Below are 17,426 nucleotides of genomic sequence, written 5' to 3' on the forward strand. Positions count from 1 at the left end.
TGTGCTGCGACCCTGAGACAATCTAGCCCAATCGGATGGCCCCGGCTCAGGCTTGCTCGGCGGCGGCGATGAGCGCGCGCAGGGCGGTCAGTTCGGCGTCGAAAGCGGCCCGGCCCGGGTCGGTGATCGTCAGCCAGGTCTTCGGCCGCCCCCGGCCGGTGCTGCGCCGGGCGGTGATGAGGGCGGCGTCCTCGAGGACTTTGAGGTGCCGGTTCAGGTTGCCGTCGGTGAGCCGTAGCTGATCGCGCAGCACCCCGAACTCCATGGCGACTCCGGAGCGGAGCAGCGCCAGGATGCCGAGCCGGATCCGTTGGTGCACAGTGTCATCCAGCCCGAGGATGGGGTGCGGCTCGGTCATGGCGTCGGCCCGGTCTCGGCGCGCATCAGCTCCGTAACCGCCGCCACCGCCGCGGTGAGGCCGACGACGAGCGCGATCCAGGCATACCCGTGCTCCGGCTCGATGACCGCCACGGCCACCGACACACCGATCGTGGCCAGCGCGACCACGGCCGTCGCCGCCGACCGCAGCGCCACGGCGAACACCGCCAGCCCCAACCCGACCGCCAGCCAGGGCGCGACCATGGCCCACGCGCCGTCGTACACCCAGCCGATGACTTCGGCGGCGACCACCATGGCGATCCCGGTAATCAGCACAGCTACCCCACGCACGTCGGGCAACTGCGCCGGTCGGCGCACGAAATACCAGCCGCAAACCACCGCAGTGAGCGGCGAGACGACAAGCCAATACCAGCCGACGCCGTTGCGGGCATTCAGCAGCAGCGTCGCCGGCACCGAGGCCAGCACCGCCACCGCCACACACAACAGGGGAAACCACATGGGAGCAGCCAACTTCCACCCCCGCTGGGTCAGCGTCGTCATATTGCCGAGAAGCTGTCGAGCATCCTCGGCACCCGGATTACTTTGTGATGCAGAGTTCATACCTCAACTCTGCGCTGCAAAGTCATCCCGCTCAAGCTTTTTCAAGCTGCCTTGACGTGCTCGTATGGCGGCATACCAGCATCTGGTTGCCTCCAGCCTGGAACTCGTAGGCGACAGTGGTGATGCGTCCCTCGATTCCGTGGGCTCTCAGCTGGATGAGCAGTTCGTCCATATCCGGGTAGCGCGTGCTGGCGCCGATTGCCACGAGCGGGAAGATCCGTAGCTCACCCGTCGTGACACGCATCAATTCGAGGATCGCGCGCAGGTGGAAGTCGTAGTCCAGGTCGTCGGCGTAGCTGAAGAGCAGGTGCGAGCTCAATACGAGCTCGAAGTCGTTGTCGGCAAAGGGGAGTGTGGGCAGGCGGCCGGCAACATAGCGTTCCGGATCCTGGTGGGCATGCGCAGCGAATCGTTGAGCCGCCTGCTGCCGCAATCTATTGTGTTCGTCAGGATCGGCGAAGAAGGTCCAGCGGTACTGACTCTGGTTGGCTCGGACATATCGATTGCCACGCTCGGCTTCCGCTACAGCACCCGCGGCAACCTCGCGGACGCCATTGCCGAAGTACGCGACGTCGCAGCCGGTGACGTCACCGCCACGACGACTTACCTCGGCGGTGAATCCCGCTGCGCCGCTGGGGCAGTCCAAGATCCGCCGCTCGAGGTCGGCGTCACTGAGACCGAACATCGCTCGATACTCGTCCAGCGAACGGGAACTGATCAGAATCCGACCGAAACTCTGCTCGTCCTGGTGGGTCATTGTTGGCGCTCGTTCCTCTATTCCAGGGCTACCTCACGCCCGGCTGAACGAGACGTCGATGAACGACGGGACCTCGGCCGCTGGTGAGGCGGCCACGACACACAGTTGTCAGCCGCTAGGAGTGCGGCCACCAGAGCTGCGCGAAGGTCATCACCAGCCAATTAGAGCACAGGCTCGCACCGCGAACGGGGCGCCAGAGCTATGTGTTACGGTTTGTAACGTCTATTTCGGGGCGGTTCGGCCGTCCATCGCCGAGAGGAATCGACCTCCGATGACGTGGTTCACCACCAGCCTGCCGCCCGCGCTGCGCAACGGCTGGGCGCTGACCTTCGGCGGCGGCATCGAAATGCCCACGCGCACACCGTCGACCGTACTCTACGACCTGCCGCACCGGCAGTTGCGCAGCTTCGACCGGGAGACCCCGGCCACCGGCAACCCGGTTCTGCTGGTGCCGCCGCTGGCCGTGGACGCCTTCTGCTACGACCTGCGACCGGGCCAGAGCCTGGCGCAGTTCCTGCTCGACAGCGGCCGGCAGCCCTACGTCATCGACTACGGCCGGATCACCGCCGCCGACCGCGACCTCGGGCTGGAGGAGTGGATCGACGACATCGTCCCGACCGCCGTCGCCCACCTCAGCGCCCGGCACGACGGCGCGGACGTCGACGTCATCGGCTGGTCCCTGGGCGGAATCATCAGCCTGCTCACCGCCGCGGACCACGCCGACCTGCCACTCGGCTCTGTCACCACCCTGGGCTCGCCCATGGACTTCGGCTGCAACATCCTGCTCAAACCGGTCCGGATGTTCGCCAAATTCACCGGCGGCCGCGAAATCGCCTACGCGACACACCTTTTCAACGGCATCCCCGGCTTCTTCGTGCAGGCGGGCTTCCGCGGCATGTCCCTGTCGCGGGAGCTCACCCGCCCGCTGTTCATCGCCCGCAACCTCCAGGACACCGAGGCCCTGGCCCGCATGGAAGCCATCGACCGCTTCATCGACGCCATGCCCGGCTACCCCGGCCGCCTCTACCGCCAGACCTACCGCCAGCTCATCGTCGCCAACGAACTCGCCCGCGGCCAAGTCCACCTGACCGCCGACCGCGTCATCGACCTGGCCAAACTCAGCTGCCGCGTCCTACTCCTCGGCAGCAACGGCGACACCCTCGCCCCCGCCGCCACCATCGCCCCCGGCGTCGAAATCCTCACCGGCGCAGCCGAAGTCGAATTCGCCAACGTACCCGGCCTAAACCACCTGGCGCTGATCGCCGGTCCGCAGGCCCGCACCACGACATGGCCGCTCATCGACGAATTCCTGGCGCACTAGACCCCTATCCCCAGGTCGCCTGATTGGGTACCGACGAGCTGAAGATGACGTAGAAGAACTGCCCGGGCACCAGCTCGTTCATGTCATGCCAACCACCCCCGGGATCCCGCTGGTAGAACCGCCGAATCCCGGTGCCGTCGTCAAAGCACACGATATTCGAGGTCCCGAACGGGCTCCAGTACATCGCTGTATTCGGCCGCGGCGCCTCGAGCGGCGTCCGGAACAAATGGCCGCACGGCGTGATCACCGGGTGGTAGATCGTCGGCTGCGCCGCGGCAACCGGCGCGAGCCCGGCGAGCCCGGCGGCGGCGACCGCGGCGGCGGTGAGTCCTCGGCGGATAGCGAAACGCATCATTCCTGCTCCTCACTGTCGGATTCGTCTTCGTGGTGCTGCCCGTGACTCTACGGAAACCGGCACAACAGATTCCGGCGCAACCGATGACAAGTTCATGGTCAACCGCACACACTGGTGAGGCAGTTGTACGGAGGGGCATCGATGAGAATTCGACCGCGGCAACAACTCCTGGATCTCTGGCGCGCACACCTGAAAACCTCATATCGCGACGACGCGTGGGTCTGGGGCGGACGCGACGGCAGCAATGCGATCAGCGACGCCGAGCAACTGATGTGCCTGCTGTACCCGGCGACCGAGCTGGCGAGTTTCGCCTTGGACCCCGACTCCATCGCGACGGCCGACGATGTCGCCTCGGTGCTGTCGGTTCTTGGCGACGACATCCAGATCGGCGGCGCCCTGGTCAGGATGATCGAAGAGTTCTTCGACCGCTACACCGACGCCGACGGCGAGCCGATCTTCGCCGGCGGCAGCTATTTTCGCGATATCGGACACGGCGAGCCCACCCCGGCGCAGCGTGAACTCGACGTGGTGGACGCCTACTCGATGTCGTTGAGCCTGTGCATCGCGGCACTGCGCTTTCTGCGCGGATTGCAGCGCTACCTGCATCAGGAGGTCCGCCGCGAAGCTCGGCGGCTGAACGAACAGATCAACGCGCTGACGCCGCGGGTGAGCTCCCGGCTGACCTCCGCGATGGTGGGCCTCATCCGCAGCTTCGTCATTCACACCCCACCCTTCGCATCCCCAGCCGGCCAAGAGATTCTGGCGCTGGTCAACCAGACCGGGGCGGACGCCAAGGACGTGATTGCCGACTTCTCCGCCGCGCTCGAACAGATCCGGGTTCAGGCAGCCAACGACGTTCGCACCAGCCAGGTCCCCGACATCGATCTGTACGACGACAGTTTGGCCTTCGAGTGTGGATGGAGCTGGGGTATCGATGCCAGGGCGGGTGACGTGGACGAAGTCGCGAGCCGGATCGGCAAGCAGCCGGGCTACGCGGTGTCCGAGCCCGACCTCTACTTCACACTCGTCGTCCTCGAAGGCATCAAGGACCTGTACTCGCAGCGCACCCAGGAGCCGGATCTGCTCGACGGTCACCAACTGCAGCTCGCCGAGTCACTCAAACGACGCGCGGAACTGACCCAGCGATTCTGGTCCACGATCTCCCGCTTCGGCACCGGGCGCTGGCCGCTGGAGGACCTGCCGTGGCGGACCTCCGACGCCAAGCAGTCCGACTACTACAGCCTGGTCGTGACGGCCTTCCTGATCCAGGATCTGCTGGAACGGGAGTCCACCACCGACCTTTCCCGCACCGTCGCAGTGCTCACTCAGCTGGCCCAGCGGGCGCGGATCATCAACCGGGAAGTTCCTGACGATCCGGCCGCCATCCTGCACTACCCCGGAATCACTCTGACGCTCAAGGGATCCGAGGGCGATATCGGTGGCCCCTTGCTGGGTTATCAGGTCGGTGACTTCAGCACGCTGCTGCTCAAGCGCAGCCTGCAGGCGGCCCGGCTGGCCCGTGATGTCGGGATTCGGGAACAGCTCTTCGACCTCGCCACCTCGGCTATGGCGCATATGCAATCCCGGGCCATCAGCCACGGACGCTCCGTCGGCCTGTGGGACAACCTCGCTCCGACCGGCAATTCGGCCGATCCCGCGCCGTCCTGGTTCCTGACCGAGCGGATGATGGAGTGCCTGGTTGTCGCGCACTACACCTTCTCCGGGCCCCCGTTGGCCACCCGGGCGATGGTGCACACCGTGATCGGCAAGATCACCGAGGCCGAGCACCTGTTGAATCAGGAGCTGCTTCAGATCAGCGACGCCGCCTACTCACCGAGCTTCGCGGAGCTGGCGGCGATAGAGCTGTCTCTGGACCGCGCGCGGGCCATCCTGACCAAACGGCCGCATACTGCGGAGAGCTTGGCCACCGACGCGTTGCTGCGCCTCAATTCGCTGGCCTACGCCCGCGAGGACGCCAACCGATGAGACTCCGGGGCAGTGAGCCGGTGCTGGTATTCGCAACCTCCGACAAAGGCGGTACCGGCCGGTCGGTCACCAGCTGCAACATCGCGTACCGGCTGCACCTGCGCGGGCACGATGTGGCCTATGTCGACTTCGATTTCGGTTCCCCGACGGCCGGCGCGCTATTCGAGATCGGCTGCGCCGTCCGCGGCGTCACCGAGGGGCGCGGAATGCACTCCTACCTGCTCGATCAGGTCGGTGAGGCATCGCGGCTGGATGTCACCCGGACCACCGACCGGCCGGTGCTGCGCCGCGTCCCGCCCGGAGCCGGCAAGCTGGTGCTCTTCCCGGGTGATGAGGGCGGTGCGGAGTTCACCCGCTGCGACGACGCCATGGTGGCGCGAGTGGGAGTGTTCCTGTCGTCGTTGCTGCGCGAATTCAGCGTGGTGATGGTCGATCTCAGTGCTGGGCGCTCGATCGCTCTGGAGCTCGCGCTGCGGGCCACCGCCTCGAATATGCTGCGGCACCAGCCGCATCGATGGCTGGTCTTCCACCGCTGGACGCATCAGCATGTACTGGCGGCCGGTGGCCTGATGCACGGATCGCACGGGCTGATCAAGACCGGGAGCGAGTGGGGACACGACCGGGACGCGCTGCTCGCGGCGACGCGCTGTGTGCGTACTGCCGTTCCCTCGGCGGCCCGGACCCGTACCGCGGGCCGCCCGTCCCAGGCCACGTGGCTGGACGAACAGGCCATCGCGCTGCGGGAACTGGCGATTGCCAACGGTATCGGCGCCGCCATGGTGCTCGGTCAGACACCGATCGAGCCGATGCTGCAGTGGCGCGAACAGCTGATCCTGGATGCCGATGTCAACGCCGGGCTGGCCAACGAGTCCACGGTCGAGGCGTACATACAGCTGGCGCGGCGATTGACCGACACGTCGACCTGGGATCTGGAGTGATGCGCTTGCCCACCTATCGTGAAGCCTCGGAGGAAGCGTCCATCGTGCCGCTGCCCACGGCACATCTCTCGATGGAGATCGGCCACTTCTCATTCGATGAGATCCTTGACGAGACCGAGCGGGTCCAGGCCGAGTTCCGTCGCGCTGTCCCGCTGGTCCAGGCCTTCACGGAAAGCGCTCGCGTCGAGTTCGGCCCGGATGCCACAGTGAGTACCTGTTACCTCTTGGACGATTACTTCCAGCCTGACGTCGAACCGGCCAAGGTGCTCGACCGGTTGCTCGCCGCTGCCGACGACGCCGGCCTGACCATCGACTATCTGGGCCGGGAATCCGGTTGCCACGAGGCCCCGGTCTTTGCGGGCGGCGTAGCGGTCGGCGACCCGATCCCGGTTGCCGAGATGGTGGCTGCCCGCCTTGTCGCCCAACCCGAGGACGAGGAAACGGCCAATGGCGGGCGGCCGCCCACGACCGAATCCGGTTGGTTGTGCAATGGCCGCCGGGAACGGAACGGCGGTTCCCGGCTGGCGATGCACCCGGAACCGTATCGGCCACCGCAGGAGTACGGCCGGCGCGAGCATTCGATCTTCCTCGACGTGGAACTGTGGCATAACCGGGGTGCCTCCCGGCGCTGGTCCTGCGCATTTCTCGCAGCGGTGTGGCAACTGTTGCGGTTGGGAATGCTCCGCTATCACGGTGCGGCGGTAGCGGAACCGCAGGAGTGGTCGACCGGCCGAGAGTGGCCGATCCGGTGGAAAGAGCTACCGCCGGTGATCCGGCTCAATCCGAGCGCGGAGCCCTTCACGGCGTACCGGACACTATCCATGCTGCCCAAGCGCTATCTGCCGATCGAGCACGCCGTGCGTGTCATCCTCGACCATCTGGCACTCGACGACGACGTCGCCGCCCATGCCGCGGCCCGCGGTCGTGCGGAGCAGGTTCCGTTGCCGGTCAAAGTTGTTGAACGCGTGGGACATCTACTCCTCGACGGGACGTGACGTTGACGAGAAATGACCAGCCGGTGTCTGATCCGCCGCCGCGTCGCACGGCACTGCGACCGCTGGTGGTACTCGGCGAGATTCGCACCTGCCTACTGCCACATTCGACGGCGCTGGACGGCGAGGCCACAGACGAACTGCTGGCCCTGGTGCCCGGCGCCTCAGTGCGCCGCCGCGAACGTCCAGGCCCCCTGGCCTTTTCGCCGTCCAAGGCGATCGGCGTCGACTGCCATCTGGCGTGGGGTTCGACCGACTCGGTGCGAATTGTCGGGACGGTGGCCTCGACGGCGGTCCTGGTGGGTGGCCGGTTGTCGCAGATGTCCTCGCACACCACTGTGGTGCGGGCCCCACAGCGGAAACGCCAGCCCTGGTCGCACTACACCAGTCAGATCGGGGTGACAGAGGTGATCGGCAAACTCCCCATCCCCCCGGATGCCGACCAGGAATTGATCGCCGGCTACCGCACCGCCCCGAGCCCAACGACGCTGGACCTTTCCTCGGTCTGCGCCCGCCAACTGGGCGACCTGCATCGTTCGCCACAGCTGGACCAGCGTCCACCGTTGCGGGCTCCCACCACGCGGCTGCGCTGGACAGCGCAGATCGGCGGCAACGCGGGACCGGCTGTGTCCTTTCGCGTCGAGGAAGAGCTGACCCGGACCGCGAACGTCATCGTGCGGGCTCCCGACGAGATCCCCGACGCGCTGCGGTTCTGCCAGGACGTCGCGGTGCACGACTGGCTGCTGACGGTGATCGACGCGAAAGTGCTTGCGGCAGAAGGGCTCAGTCACGGCCAGCAGGTCGCCGTGCTGGCCCCGATTCTCGAACATCTGGCCCACCTGTGGATGCCGGGTGCGCACGTACCCAGCACCATGCGGTCGCAGTGGCGGGACCTCCAGGCGGAGGCCAACTTCACCAAGCAGTGGACGACTCGTGTCGAACAAGTGGAACGCCGAATCGAGGTGGCGACGTACCACGCTGTCCGCGGCGCGATTTCGGCCGGTGACTGGTGATTACAGCCGGAACCACCGCCGGACGAGCAGTGCGAAGAAGACCGACATCGAGACCACGCCCAGCCACGCCTCCACTGCGAACAGCACCCGCGCCTGCGGGTCCATACCGTCGGCACTTGCCGGACCAAGGGGGCCGAGAAACGTGACGCCGCCCAGATAGAGCACCTCGGTCCAGGTCTTGTCGCCCGCCCAGAGCAGCCCGAGCGCGGTACACACCACGATTTGGACCACCACCCAACCGAGTAACCAGAAGGGACGATATCCATAGCCGCACAACAGATCTGATGCCATACCCAGGGCTCGGCGCCAGCCCAGCGGGGCGGCGCGCCGGCGGGCCCTGGCCAGCGCGAGTCCGCACCGGTCCTGCGCATCGAAATCCTTTGTGAGACGGTGTAACTCGAAGGCATGATGCCAGGCCAGCGCGGCGTGAGCGGGCAGCCCGCAGCGCGCCAGCTCGCCGGCCAAGGTCTCGAACTGGATAGCGAGCAGCATGTTCTGCGCCGGGCTCAGCCGCAGTGGGCCACGGAGCTCGACCTCGGCGGCGATCAGCCCGGCCACCAGCGGCGCACGCCAAGCCTCCTCGCCCGGCATCGCATTCGGCGCCCGCTCATACAGCGCGCCGAACCTCAGCTTGTTGCTCTGCCGCTCCAAGGCGAGGAGATCAGGTCGGTCGACCAGCATCTCGATATGGGTGGCCAGCTCGGCCAGCGCGGCAGATTCCGTAGCCGCGGCGCTGTCGAGCTGCTGGGTGTAGCGGAGTGCTCGATTGCTGATGTCGTCGATCACCGAATTCAGTCGCCATGTCCGCGGATCATCCCCATGCATGCGATCGCCCCCCTGTCGCACACTGGCAATCAGACTCCAGAGTAACCGCTTTCGCGAGTGGCAGCCGTTGCTGTTATCCTGATCGGCGCTCGGCCGTGGATCATTGCGGAAGACCAGCACCAAACCCGATGGTCCGATTGCCTGAGCGGCCGGAAATGTGTTGCGCGCCGCCGTCTTTGGCTGGATCGTTGCAGGGTTAGAACGGAATTCTCGGAGTGCCGCGTACCAACAAGGTGCGTGGTAAGTTCGGCACGTCACCGCTGTCGTGTTTGGATAGTGGTTCCGTGCGGCCTGGTGACGAAGGGCGGAGGACGGCGGCGTGAGAATCCAACCGAGGCAACAGATTCTGGACATCTGGAGTGCCATGATGTCCACGTGCTGGGACGGCCACGAGTGGAGTTGGGACGGCATCGTCGACCGCAACTCTATCAGTGACTCCGAGCAGTTGCTGTGCCTGCTCTATCCGGCTACCGAGATCAACAGCTTCGCGCTGGCAAATCCGGCTCGAATCGAGGGTGATGTCGGCGCGGCGCTAGCGCCACTCGGCATCGAGGAACCGATTCCGAGCGCGGTGGTGTCGCTGCTCGAACGGTATCTCCGTCAGAACACGCGAGAAGACGGCCAGCCGGATTTCTCGGCAGGTTCGTATCTGAGCTCCGGCGATCCGGCCAAGGAGCCGACCAAGGCGCAGCGCGAGATCGAGGTGGTCGACGCCTATTCGATGTCACTGACGCTGTGTATGTCCGGTCTGCGATTCGTGCGTGCCTATGAGATCGGTGTGAAATCCGAGAGCACCAGACAACGAATCAAATCCATCACCAATGGACTCAGCGCCCGGCTGACCGCGGCGATGACCGGGTTGATGCGTAGCTTCATCGTGAAAAAGGTTTCGCCGAAATCCCCTGAGGGACAGGTGATGATCGGCATGCTGAACCGGACCGGCGAGCCCGAGAAGATGGTGGTCTCGGGTATCGCGCGCAGCCTTGAGCATGTTCGCTCTCGGTTGCGTAGTGATATCAAGCTCGATGATGTCACCGTCGAGGCCTTGGACGACGAGAATATGCTCTTCGAGTGTGGTTGGAGTTGGGGGACGGTCCGCGGCGCGGCGCCTGTCGATTTCATCGAGGAATCGATAGCGCACAAGCCCGGCATCGCTGATCCGCGACCCTACTTGTACTTTACGGTAATCGCCCTCGACGGTATCAACGACTTGATGTCCCAGCGCACCGGCGAATTGGCGCTGCTCGATGAGAAGCAACACCGGCTCGCGCAGGCGCTTCGAACTCGCTGGGAATTGACCCAGACCTATTGGTCCACAGTCGCCCGATTCGGTTCTGGCGCTTGGCCGTTGGAAGACATTCCGTGGCGTACGACCGATGGTGAGCAATCCGACTACTTCAGTCTCATCGTTTCCGCCGTGCTCATTCAGGATCTGGTGGCGGGCACCGCTTCTGATGATGACCTGACCAGGGCGGTCGCCATCTTCGATGAGTTGGCCGGCCGCGGTCGGATTATTCGCAGGCCGTTGAGCGGCGACCCTGCCATCGCACTGCATACCCCCGGTGTCCGGCTGACTTTGAAAGGCACCGAGCGGGTCGACAACGGCCCGATCCTGCAGTGGGAGGCCTCCGATTTCGCGGCGGTGCTGCTCAAGCGCATGCTCCAGGCGGCACGGCTGTCGAACAACATTACCGCTCGAGCCAAATTGCTGGAACTGGCGAAGCTCACCATGGACCATCTGGCGGCGCGCCGCATCCACACCGGCCCGGCGAGGGGACTGTGGGACGACCCGGCCGGAATATTCAGCTCGGACGAAGCCGATCGAGTCGGCCAGCCTTCCTGGTACATGACCGAACGGGTCATCGAATGCTTGGTTGCCGCGGAACGGACTTTCCGCGAGTCGGCACCGAACTGGCCGGAACTGCAAACGGTAGCGAGGCTGCTGGTGAACACCGCCGAGCACCGGTACCACCAGGAAATGCTCAATGTGAGCGCCGACAATGTTCCGGACGCGCTCGAGCACGTGGAAGAGCATATCGACCAGGGCGAGGGGCAAATTCGCGAGGATGCCGCGACCGCCATTGTTCGTGCGATCGATGCGCTGCGTGAGCTGGACAAAGTCGCTACCGGACGCCGGGACGCGGCAAGGAGCGGGTGAGCGCATGATCGTATTCGCGACTTCCGACAAAGGTGGCACCGGCCGCTCGGTGACCAGTTGCAACATCGGATATCGGCTGTCTGTCCAAGGGCGGAGCGTCGCCTACCTCGATTTCGATTTCGGTTCCCCGACCGCAGGGGCCCTGTTCGAAATCGGCGAGGTAGGGCAGGGCGTTTCCGAGAACCAGGGCGTGCATTCCTATTTACTGGGTGATGCGACCAGTATCCGGCAGGTGGATGTGCGGGTACGGACGGACCGCGCGGAATTGAAGAAGACACGCGGAAAGGCCGGCGACCTCATCCTGTTTCCGGGGGACGAGGGCGGGGCGGAGCTGAAAGCGGTCGACAACGACATGGTCGATCGTTGCGTGCAATTGCTGCTGGAGGTCGATCATGAATTCGGCGTCTGCATAGTCGATCTCAGCGCGGGCCGTTCGATGGCGATGGAGTTGGCGCTGCGGGCTACCGCACGGTCACAACTGCTCGCCCGTACGGTGCGCTGGCTTGTATTTTATCGCTGGACCCGCCAACATATCCTGGCTGCCAACGGCCTGGTCCACGGCCAGTATGGATTGCTGACCAGTGGCAAGGAGGTCGGGCACGATAAAGACAGACTGCTCGACAATCTCCGATTCGTGCGCACAGCGGTACCCGATCCGAGTTCCATCAAAAGTGGAACCGGCGCGCAGGCCGCATGGTTACACGAGCAGGACGTGCAACTGAAGCGACTGTCCTCGACAAAGATCGGCGCCGACGTTCTCGGTGAGACGCCGGTGGAGCCGATGCTGCAGTGGCGCGAGCAGGTGGTTCTCGATGTCGATGTGCGCAGGCAGATTGCCAGCCCGGCCATCGTCGATGCTTTCACGCGGCTCGCTGACCAACTGATCGATCCCAGGGCCTGGGCGAAGATATGACTCGGACGATCGGCGGAACATCTTCCTGGAAAGGGGGTTCGAATCCTGTGGAAACCGTTACAGGCTATTTCGAGGCGACTGAGCATCCGCGGATCTCCGAGCTGCCACTCTCGCATGTCTCGATCGAGGTTGGTCACTTCTATATGCGCGATCTCGCCAATGGTATCGATCGGATCCGAGCTCAATTCCGCGAAGTCGCGTTGATCGTCGAAGCGCATATCAAGATCGCCCAGGCGAAGTACGGCGACGACGCGCGGGTCAGCACCTGCTTCCTGATCGATGATTACTTCCGGCTCAGCGGCTCGAGGCTGCTGGAGCGAACCGCTCCGAATGTCATCGTTCCCAAGTTGCTCGCCGCAGCCGAAGAATTCGGGCTCTCCATCGACTACCTCGCGCGTGAGGCCGGCTGCTGGCAGGTTCCGCCCACGGAAAAGGGCACCCCGCGAATCTATCTCGCGGAGATGGTACGCAAGCGGATCGTGCATCAGCCGTTGCGAGGTATGAACGGGCGCCGGCCACCGGCCGCGGAATCCGGGTGGTTGTGCAACGGACGACGCGAATCCGAGCACGTGTCGGGGCAGGCGTTGCATGGGCTGGACTATCAACCGGCAGAAGAACTCGGCCGTAATGAGCATTCGATCGTCCTCGATGTCGAGATGTGGAGCAAAGCGTCACCGAAGAAGGGAGCCACGCCACCCAGCGACCCGATCTCGTGGTCGTGCCCGTATCTGGCTTCGATCTGGCAGTTGCTTCGCCTGGGAATGCTGCGTTTTCAGGGTGGGGCGGTAGTCGAGCCGTTCCGTTGGCAGCCCGAGCTGCGGCCCAGCCGCCCGGGAAGCGCAGCGCCGGCGTTGAAGGTCTGGCCCGAGGAGTGGAGCGACTGGTGGGATATGCCCGCCGTGCTCCAACTCAACCCGCGAGCCAAGCCATTCGCGGCCTATCACTCGTTTTCGGTGCTGCCGCTGCGATACCTGCGTATCGAGAGTGCGGTGCAGTTGATCCTCGAACATGTCAGGCTCGATGCCGCCGTCATCGATCAGATCGTCGAGCGTGGTAAGAGCGAGGGCGTGGTCGTGCCTCGTGCGGTGACGGAACGGATGAAACACTGCATGGTGAGTGAATCCTGAGGTGCCGCCGCCGCACATTCCGATCTCCCGCCCGATTTCCGTAGACCGGGCGAGTCGAGCAACGCGTGAACAGCGCCGTGCCAGGCAGGTCCGGCTGCTTGCCCGCAGCGCCGGCAAGCAGCCGCGTACCCCTGCTCCAGAGGGGCCGCTCATCGAGTTCGGTGAGGTAGTCACCTGCCTGTTACCTAATTCCAGTGCTATGTACCGCGATTCGATCACCGAACTGTTCGGGCAGATGTCTGACGAGTATGGGGTCGCCTGGCGGGAACGGCCGATCCCGCTCGCGACCTCGCCGGATATCACTGAAGGTGTGGACTGTGTTCTGGTTACGCCGAGGAAAGCGGAGATGCGCGCAATTGGGACCGTGGCGATTCGCGCGGTGGTCTATGGCGGGCGAATACTGCAGAGTTCCGCGCAGACCCGCGTGGTTCGGGCCGCGAGCGACAAACGGCACCCCTGGGGGCACTACATGGATCGAGACGGGGTGCTGGAGGTGGTTTCCAAGATAACCGCCACGACGTCGGACGATCTGGTCGAAGGTTTCCTGTCCAATAAGTCGCTGCCGAAATCGCTGGATATGAAGGCGATCTGCGATCGGCTGCTCGGTCGTATCAGGATGGACCAGCAGCTCGATCAATCTGCAATCCTGCGCACGCGTGCCACCCGGTTACGCTGGGCAGCGCGGATAGGACATGCGGATCAGCCACGGTTGATATTCAAACTTGGCGCGGATCGGATTCGTACGGTGATGATTTCGGCGCGCAATGAAGCCGAACTCGCGCGGGTGCCGCGGTTCTGTGAGGACCTCGGTGTGCACGATTGGCTGTTGACTCTCGGATCCGCGGCGCTGGCCGACACCGATCTCTTCGCGAAGGACAGCCGGCAGCGCATCGACATAATTGCCCCGATGCTCACCCAGCTCGTGCACTTGTGGATGCCGGGCGCGCACACCCCAGCAGACCTGAGTGACCTGTGGGATGACCTGCAGGAGAACCCGGGATTTACCAGGGAGTGGCAAGCGGTGGTCGGCCAGTTGCGCGACCGGATGTCCCTGGCGCTGTACGAGAGCCTGCGAGACAACGTGATCGGGCCGGCGTAGGCCGGCTGATCAGAGCCGGAACCAGCGACGCACCAGCAGGGCGAAGAACACGGAGATCAGGACGATTCCGGTGTAGGACTCGATGATCAGCAGGACCCGCCCGATCGTATTCACGTCGTGCAGATCGCTCCTGCCGATCGGGTTGAGGAAGTTGACCAGCGTCAGGTGCACCGCCGTACTCACCGCCAGCGCCGTTGTCGTGCACAGTGCCACAGCGAATATCAGCAGCAGCGCGGCCATCCAGCCGAGCAGGCGGAACGGCCGGAAGCCGTAGCCGCACAATAGATCCGACAGCCAACCCGGTACTCGCCGCCACTTCGGGAAGACGGCGTTTCGCCGGGCCCTGGCCAAGGCCAATCCGCACTGGTCTTGGCCGGAGAAGTCTTCGTTCAGCCGATGCAATTCGGTCCCGCGCAGAAAGGCGAGAGCCGCATGGGCGGCCAATCCCATCGATTGCAGCGCCTGACCGAGTAGCTCGTAGACGCCGGCCAGCCGGGCGCTTTGGGTCCGGCTCAGGCGCCGCGGACCACGCAATTCCACCTCGGCGGCGAGCAGGGCACTCAACTGCGGTTTCAGTTCTTCGATGATCGGCAGGTCGGGTTCGGAGCCATTGTCCAGTTCTTTCGCGGCGGATCGGTACAGACCTTCGAAAACCGTATGGTCGCCTACAACTGGAATGCGCGCCTTCTCGTACTCGTCGATCAGAATTTCCACATGCGTGTTCAAGCTGTCCAACAGCAGCTTTTCGTCGGGATGCACCGAACTCGTGTTGACCTTATCGAGGTACCGTCCGACATCGGGTGCATACGACTTTTCGCAGTGTCGCTTGATCAGATCTGACATCGAATCCACGGCTCGTGATGACACTGCGTGTTCTTGGGATTCGATCATGGTAGTTCCCCCAGGTGTTGCGTACATCGAGACTGCCGATGTGATACCCACCATAGCAATGTATTTCAGCTACTGACCGGAGGATCGTTTCGTCCACCGGGGATCGGCGCTCTCCGACTTCGCGGCGGGGCGGAGTTCGCGGACTAGGACATCGCGGGGCTCCCCTGCGCCGAAGTACTGGTCCTCGTGCCGCAGGTGCCGGAAATCGCAAGCCGTGTACAGGCTTTTGGCGATCGGGTCGGAGGGGCGGACGGTGAGATAGACGGTATCGGCAAGCGCCGCGCGGCAGTTCGCCACCGCTCGTTCGAGCAAGTCGCGGCCAAAGCCGTAGCCCTGATGGGATTTCGAGATCGCCAGCGTCATCACCCAGCAACGGTGACGCGGGGCGACTCCGATGCCGACAACGGCATAGCCGAAGATCGCGCCGCTCTGTTCGGCGACTACCCAGTGGGATCCATTGAGGTCGAACAGCTGGCGCAACACCCAGTACGGGTATGCGTCGTGCCCGAACAGCTCGTGCTCCAGATCAATGATCGCCGCCAGATCATCGGACCGCGCGCCTCGGAACACCACCCCCGGCCCCGGCCCGATATCCAAAGCTCACCTCTGTCTCCCCGATGTGAGTCTTCTTCCAGCGTAAAGCGTTGGTGCGAAACAGGGTTCAGAATCGGGGGACGCGGGTGACCGGCCTGGACAGATCATAGGCCAGGACATCGCGGGGCTCGTCGTCGCCGAAGTACCGCTCGTCGTGTTCGCGGAGCATGAATCCGAAACTTTGGAACAGTTCGTAAGCAGGTTTATTTTTCGGGTCGACGGTCAGCAGGACCTCATCCACCCCCACCCGCTCGCGGCATAGCTCGATACTGCGTTGGAGGAGTCCCCGCCCGTAGCCGTATCCCCGCCGGTCCGGGGACACAGCCAGGCTGATCAGCCATGCCCGCGGCCCTTCCCCGATGGTCAGTGCATAGCCCACCACCTTGTCCTCATAGTCCGGGCCGGGTTCGACGGCGACGACACTGCGGCGACTGTGTGCGTCGAGGAGCTGGCGGAGTACGAAGAATGGATAGCGGTCAGGGAATGCCGCCGCATCAATTAACTGGATGTCAGGCAGATCGGCCCGCGTCGGCTCGCGATAGCAGGCTGCAGACCGAACGTCCGTTGGGGTGCTGGTCATCTGTTCCCTTGCGTTCGTACACAAGTCCTTTGAGATCGAGCGTAGAAAGTCGCCCTGGAGCAATACTGCGAGACCAACGACAGGCGGGCGACTGACTATCAATCTACCCGATCTCCGCGATCGGTTCAGGGCCTCAAACGTCGAATTGAGAATCGTTCCAGCACATCGGCTTTCACATTGCCGAATGTCGTTGCTGGACAAAGTGATCGTGTCAGCGGCACCCCGCATCGCCTGGGCTGGTCACCCCGGCCTCCCCGGGGCATCGGTTCGGACAATTCCGCATCCAGCCGTTCGAGCACGGGCTGGGCAACCGAGGACACCGGGGTGCGGCCAGCGCGTCCAAGGCCTGGCGGGCGATGAGTTCGCGCGGAAACGGTGATCGTGAATAGCCGGACGTCCGCTGGGTACTGCGTGGTTATGGAACTACTCGTGATCATCTGCCTGGTAGTGATCGTTGCTGTGGTCCTGCTGAAGCGGAAACTATCCGGTAACCGGGACACCTCGCTGTCGACCGGCAACCCGTCGGCCAATGAAGGCGACGACAAGATCTGAACCGAGGTCTTGGCCCGCCACTCGGCAGTGATTGCCGCAACTTCGGTATGGGGTGTGACAAGTGGGACTACCGTGGCCGGGTATGGCAGCCAGGGATATCACGGTGACGGTGTCCATGGACGACGACCAGTGGCACAGCCTGGCCGACGCGGCCGAGTGCGCGGGCATGACCTTGGAGGCATACCTTTGCTGGGGTGTTCGACTGATGGCGGCGCAAGCGCGGCCCGGTAAGAACCTCACCGGCGGGCATCGCACGCCGATCACGGCCCCGCGGAAGGGCGTGCAGGGTGTCGAGGAGCCGGATTCGGCCTGGACCGAGACCTTCACCGAGCGGCTCTCGCACCGCGCCGAGCAGTACCGCGAGGTATGAGCCGGGACGAGGCGTG

Annotated in this window: 19 protein-coding genes; 11 read left to right on the forward strand and 8 right to left on the reverse strand. The window is 64.3% G+C overall.

Annotation, left to right across the window (positions count from 1 at the left end; all coding sequences use genetic code 11):
* Positions 1-46: 46 nt before the first annotated feature.
* From IBX22_RS33130 to IBX22_RS33140, 3 genes are read right to left on the reverse strand one after another with little or no spacing between them, the layout of a single operon-like run.
* Positions 47-358 carry a transcriptional regulator gene (locus IBX22_RS33130; protein ID WP_194819745.1) on the reverse strand — a complete coding sequence of 104 codons (312 nt, stop codon included), beginning with the start codon at positions 356-358 and terminating at the stop codon, positions 47-49.
* Positions 355-939, reverse strand: coding sequence for a hypothetical protein (locus IBX22_RS33135; protein ID WP_194819746.1), 585 nt, complete (start codon positions 937-939; stop codon positions 355-357). Before IBX22_RS33135 ends, IBX22_RS33130 begins: the two co-directional genes overlap by 4 nt.
* Positions 940-970: 31 nt before the next feature.
* A complete protein-coding gene (locus IBX22_RS33140; protein WP_194819747.1) occupies positions 971-1,696 on the reverse strand; it encodes a hypothetical protein in 726 nt (241 codons plus the stop codon).
* Between the two features lie 271 nt (positions 1,697-1,967).
* On the opposite strand from IBX22_RS33140, the gene IBX22_RS33145 reads away from it, so the two are divergent.
* Positions 1,968-3,017, forward strand: a complete 1,050-nt coding sequence (locus IBX22_RS33145; RefSeq protein ID WP_194819748.1) for an alpha/beta fold hydrolase — start codon at positions 1,968-1,970, stop codon at positions 3,015-3,017.
* A gap of 4 nt (positions 3,018-3,021) precedes the next feature.
* Here IBX22_RS33145 and IBX22_RS33150 read toward each other — a convergent pair whose 3' ends face one another.
* Positions 3,022-3,372, reverse strand: coding sequence for a hypothetical protein (locus IBX22_RS33150; RefSeq protein WP_228539991.1), 351 nt, complete (start codon positions 3,370-3,372; stop codon positions 3,022-3,024).
* Positions 3,373-3,513: 141 nt separating this feature from the next.
* On the opposite strand from IBX22_RS33150, the gene IBX22_RS33155 reads away from it, so the two are divergent.
* From IBX22_RS33155 to IBX22_RS33170, 4 genes are read left to right on the forward strand one after another with little or no spacing between them, the layout of a single operon-like run.
* Positions 3,514-5,358: an SCO2524 family protein gene (locus IBX22_RS33155; RefSeq protein WP_194819749.1), complete on the forward strand. Its 1,845-nt coding sequence runs from the start codon at positions 3,514-3,516 to the stop codon at positions 5,356-5,358.
* On the forward strand, positions 5,355-6,296 hold the full coding sequence (locus IBX22_RS33160) for an SCO2523 family variant P-loop protein (RefSeq protein WP_228539994.1): 942 nt from the start codon (positions 5,355-5,357) through the stop codon (positions 6,294-6,296). Before IBX22_RS33155 ends, IBX22_RS33160 begins: the two co-directional genes overlap by 4 nt.
* Positions 6,296-7,291: an SCO2522 family protein gene (locus tag IBX22_RS33165; RefSeq protein WP_375540306.1), complete on the forward strand. Its 996-nt coding sequence runs from the start codon at positions 6,296-6,298 to the stop codon at positions 7,289-7,291. The genes IBX22_RS33160 and IBX22_RS33165 overlap by 1 nt, the downstream gene beginning before the upstream one ends.
* A 23-nt stretch (positions 7,292-7,314) precedes the next feature.
* Positions 7,315-8,301 (forward strand): SCO2521 family protein, encoded by a 987-nt coding sequence (locus IBX22_RS33170; protein WP_194819751.1) that lies wholly within the window; start codon positions 7,315-7,317, stop codon positions 8,299-8,301.
* Here the strand turns inward: IBX22_RS33170 and IBX22_RS33175 are convergent, their stop codons facing one another.
* The gene (locus tag IBX22_RS33175; RefSeq protein ID WP_194819752.1) at positions 8,302-9,087 is read right to left on the reverse strand and encodes a hypothetical protein; all 786 of its coding nucleotides are present in this window, start codon (positions 9,085-9,087) and stop codon (positions 8,302-8,304) included.
* A gap of 358 nt (positions 9,088-9,445) precedes the next feature.
* On the opposite strand from IBX22_RS33175, the gene IBX22_RS33180 reads away from it, so the two are divergent.
* Genes IBX22_RS33180 through IBX22_RS33195 form a run of 4 tightly spaced genes read left to right on the forward strand, consistent with a single transcriptional unit; the run spans position 9,446 to position 14,423 of the window.
* A complete protein-coding gene (locus IBX22_RS33180) occupies positions 9,446-11,284 on the forward strand; it encodes an SCO2524 family protein (RefSeq protein WP_309234889.1) in 1,839 nt (612 codons plus the stop codon).
* A 4-nt stretch (positions 11,285-11,288) separates the two neighbouring features.
* On the forward strand, positions 11,289-12,197 hold the full coding sequence (locus tag IBX22_RS33185; protein WP_194819753.1) for an SCO2523 family variant P-loop protein: 909 nt from the start codon (positions 11,289-11,291) through the stop codon (positions 12,195-12,197).
* The gene (locus IBX22_RS33190) at positions 12,194-13,324 is read left to right on the forward strand and encodes an SCO2522 family protein (RefSeq protein WP_228539995.1); all 1,131 of its coding nucleotides are present in this window, start codon (positions 12,194-12,196) and stop codon (positions 13,322-13,324) included. Before IBX22_RS33185 ends, IBX22_RS33190 begins: the two co-directional genes overlap by 4 nt.
* Positions 13,314-14,423 carry an SCO2521 family protein gene (locus IBX22_RS33195; RefSeq protein ID WP_194819754.1) on the forward strand — a complete coding sequence of 370 codons (1,110 nt, stop codon included), beginning with the start codon at positions 13,314-13,316 and terminating at the stop codon, positions 14,421-14,423. Before IBX22_RS33190 ends, IBX22_RS33195 begins: the two co-directional genes overlap by 11 nt.
* 9 nt (positions 14,424-14,432) lie before the next feature.
* On the opposite strand, the gene IBX22_RS33200 is transcribed toward IBX22_RS33195, so the two are convergent.
* From IBX22_RS33200 to IBX22_RS33210, 3 genes are all read right to left on the reverse strand, one after another.
* Positions 14,433-15,275 carry a hypothetical protein gene (locus IBX22_RS33200; RefSeq protein WP_194819755.1) on the reverse strand — a complete coding sequence of 281 codons (843 nt, stop codon included), beginning with the start codon at positions 15,273-15,275 and terminating at the stop codon, positions 14,433-14,435.
* A 108-nt stretch (positions 15,276-15,383) separates the two neighbouring features.
* Complete coding sequence (locus IBX22_RS33205) at positions 15,384-15,911, reverse strand: GNAT family N-acetyltransferase (protein ID WP_194819756.1); 528 nt, start codon at positions 15,909-15,911, stop codon at positions 15,384-15,386.
* Between the two features lie 64 nt (positions 15,912-15,975).
* Positions 15,976-16,488, reverse strand: coding sequence for a GNAT family N-acetyltransferase (locus IBX22_RS33210; RefSeq protein ID WP_194819757.1), 513 nt, complete (start codon positions 16,486-16,488; stop codon positions 15,976-15,978).
* A 417-nt stretch (positions 16,489-16,905) separates the two neighbouring features.
* On the opposite strand from IBX22_RS33210, the gene IBX22_RS38050 reads away from it, so the two are divergent.
* A complete protein-coding gene (locus IBX22_RS38050) occupies positions 16,906-17,040 on the forward strand; it encodes a hypothetical protein (RefSeq protein WP_255526525.1) in 135 nt (44 codons plus the stop codon).
* 82 nt (positions 17,041-17,122) lie between these two features.
* Positions 17,123-17,410 (forward strand): hypothetical protein, encoded by a 288-nt coding sequence (locus IBX22_RS33215; RefSeq protein WP_194819758.1) that lies wholly within the window; start codon positions 17,123-17,125, stop codon positions 17,408-17,410.
* Positions 17,411-17,426: the final 16 nt, after the last annotated feature.

Source organism: Nocardia sp. XZ_19_385, from assembly GCF_015355755.1.
GTDB lineage: Bacteria > Actinomycetota > Actinomycetes > Mycobacteriales > Mycobacteriaceae > Nocardia.

Coding starts and splice junctions, on each gene's coding strand:
- IBX22_RS33130 (WP_194819745.1), bottom strand. CDS start 358: ATGACCGAGCCGCACCCCATCCTCGGGCTGGATGACACTGTGCACCAA.
- IBX22_RS33135 (WP_194819746.1), bottom strand. CDS start 939: ATGAACTCTGCATCACAAAGTAATCCGGGTGCCGAGGATGCTCGACAG.
- IBX22_RS33140 (WP_194819747.1), bottom strand. CDS start 1,696: ATGACCCACCAGGACGAGCAGAGTTTCGGTCGGATTCTGATCAGTTCC.
- IBX22_RS33145 (WP_194819748.1), top strand. CDS start 1,968: ATGACGTGGTTCACCACCAGCCTGCCGCCCGCGCTGCGCAACGGCTGG.
- IBX22_RS33150 (WP_228539991.1), bottom strand. CDS start 3,372: ATGATGCGTTTCGCTATCCGCCGAGGACTCACCGCCGCCGCGGTCGCC.
- IBX22_RS33155 (WP_194819749.1), top strand. CDS start 3,514: ATGAGAATTCGACCGCGGCAACAACTCCTGGATCTCTGGCGCGCACAC.
- IBX22_RS33160 (WP_228539994.1), top strand. CDS start 5,355: ATGAGACTCCGGGGCAGTGAGCCGGTGCTGGTATTCGCAACCTCCGAC.
- IBX22_RS33165 (WP_375540306.1), top strand. CDS start 6,296: ATGCGCTTGCCCACCTATCGTGAAGCCTCGGAGGAAGCGTCCATCGTG.
- IBX22_RS33185 (WP_194819753.1), top strand. CDS start 11,289: ATGATCGTATTCGCGACTTCCGACAAAGGTGGCACCGGCCGCTCGGTG.
- IBX22_RS33190 (WP_228539995.1), top strand. CDS start 12,194: ATGACTCGGACGATCGGCGGAACATCTTCCTGGAAAGGGGGTTCGAAT.
- IBX22_RS33210 (WP_194819757.1), bottom strand. CDS start 16,488: ATGACCAGCACCCCAACGGACGTTCGGTCTGCAGCCTGCTATCGCGAG.
- IBX22_RS38050 (WP_255526525.1), top strand. CDS start 16,906: ATGGAACTACTCGTGATCATCTGCCTGGTAGTGATCGTTGCTGTGGTC.
- IBX22_RS33215 (WP_194819758.1), top strand. CDS start 17,123: ATGGCAGCCAGGGATATCACGGTGACGGTGTCCATGGACGACGACCAG.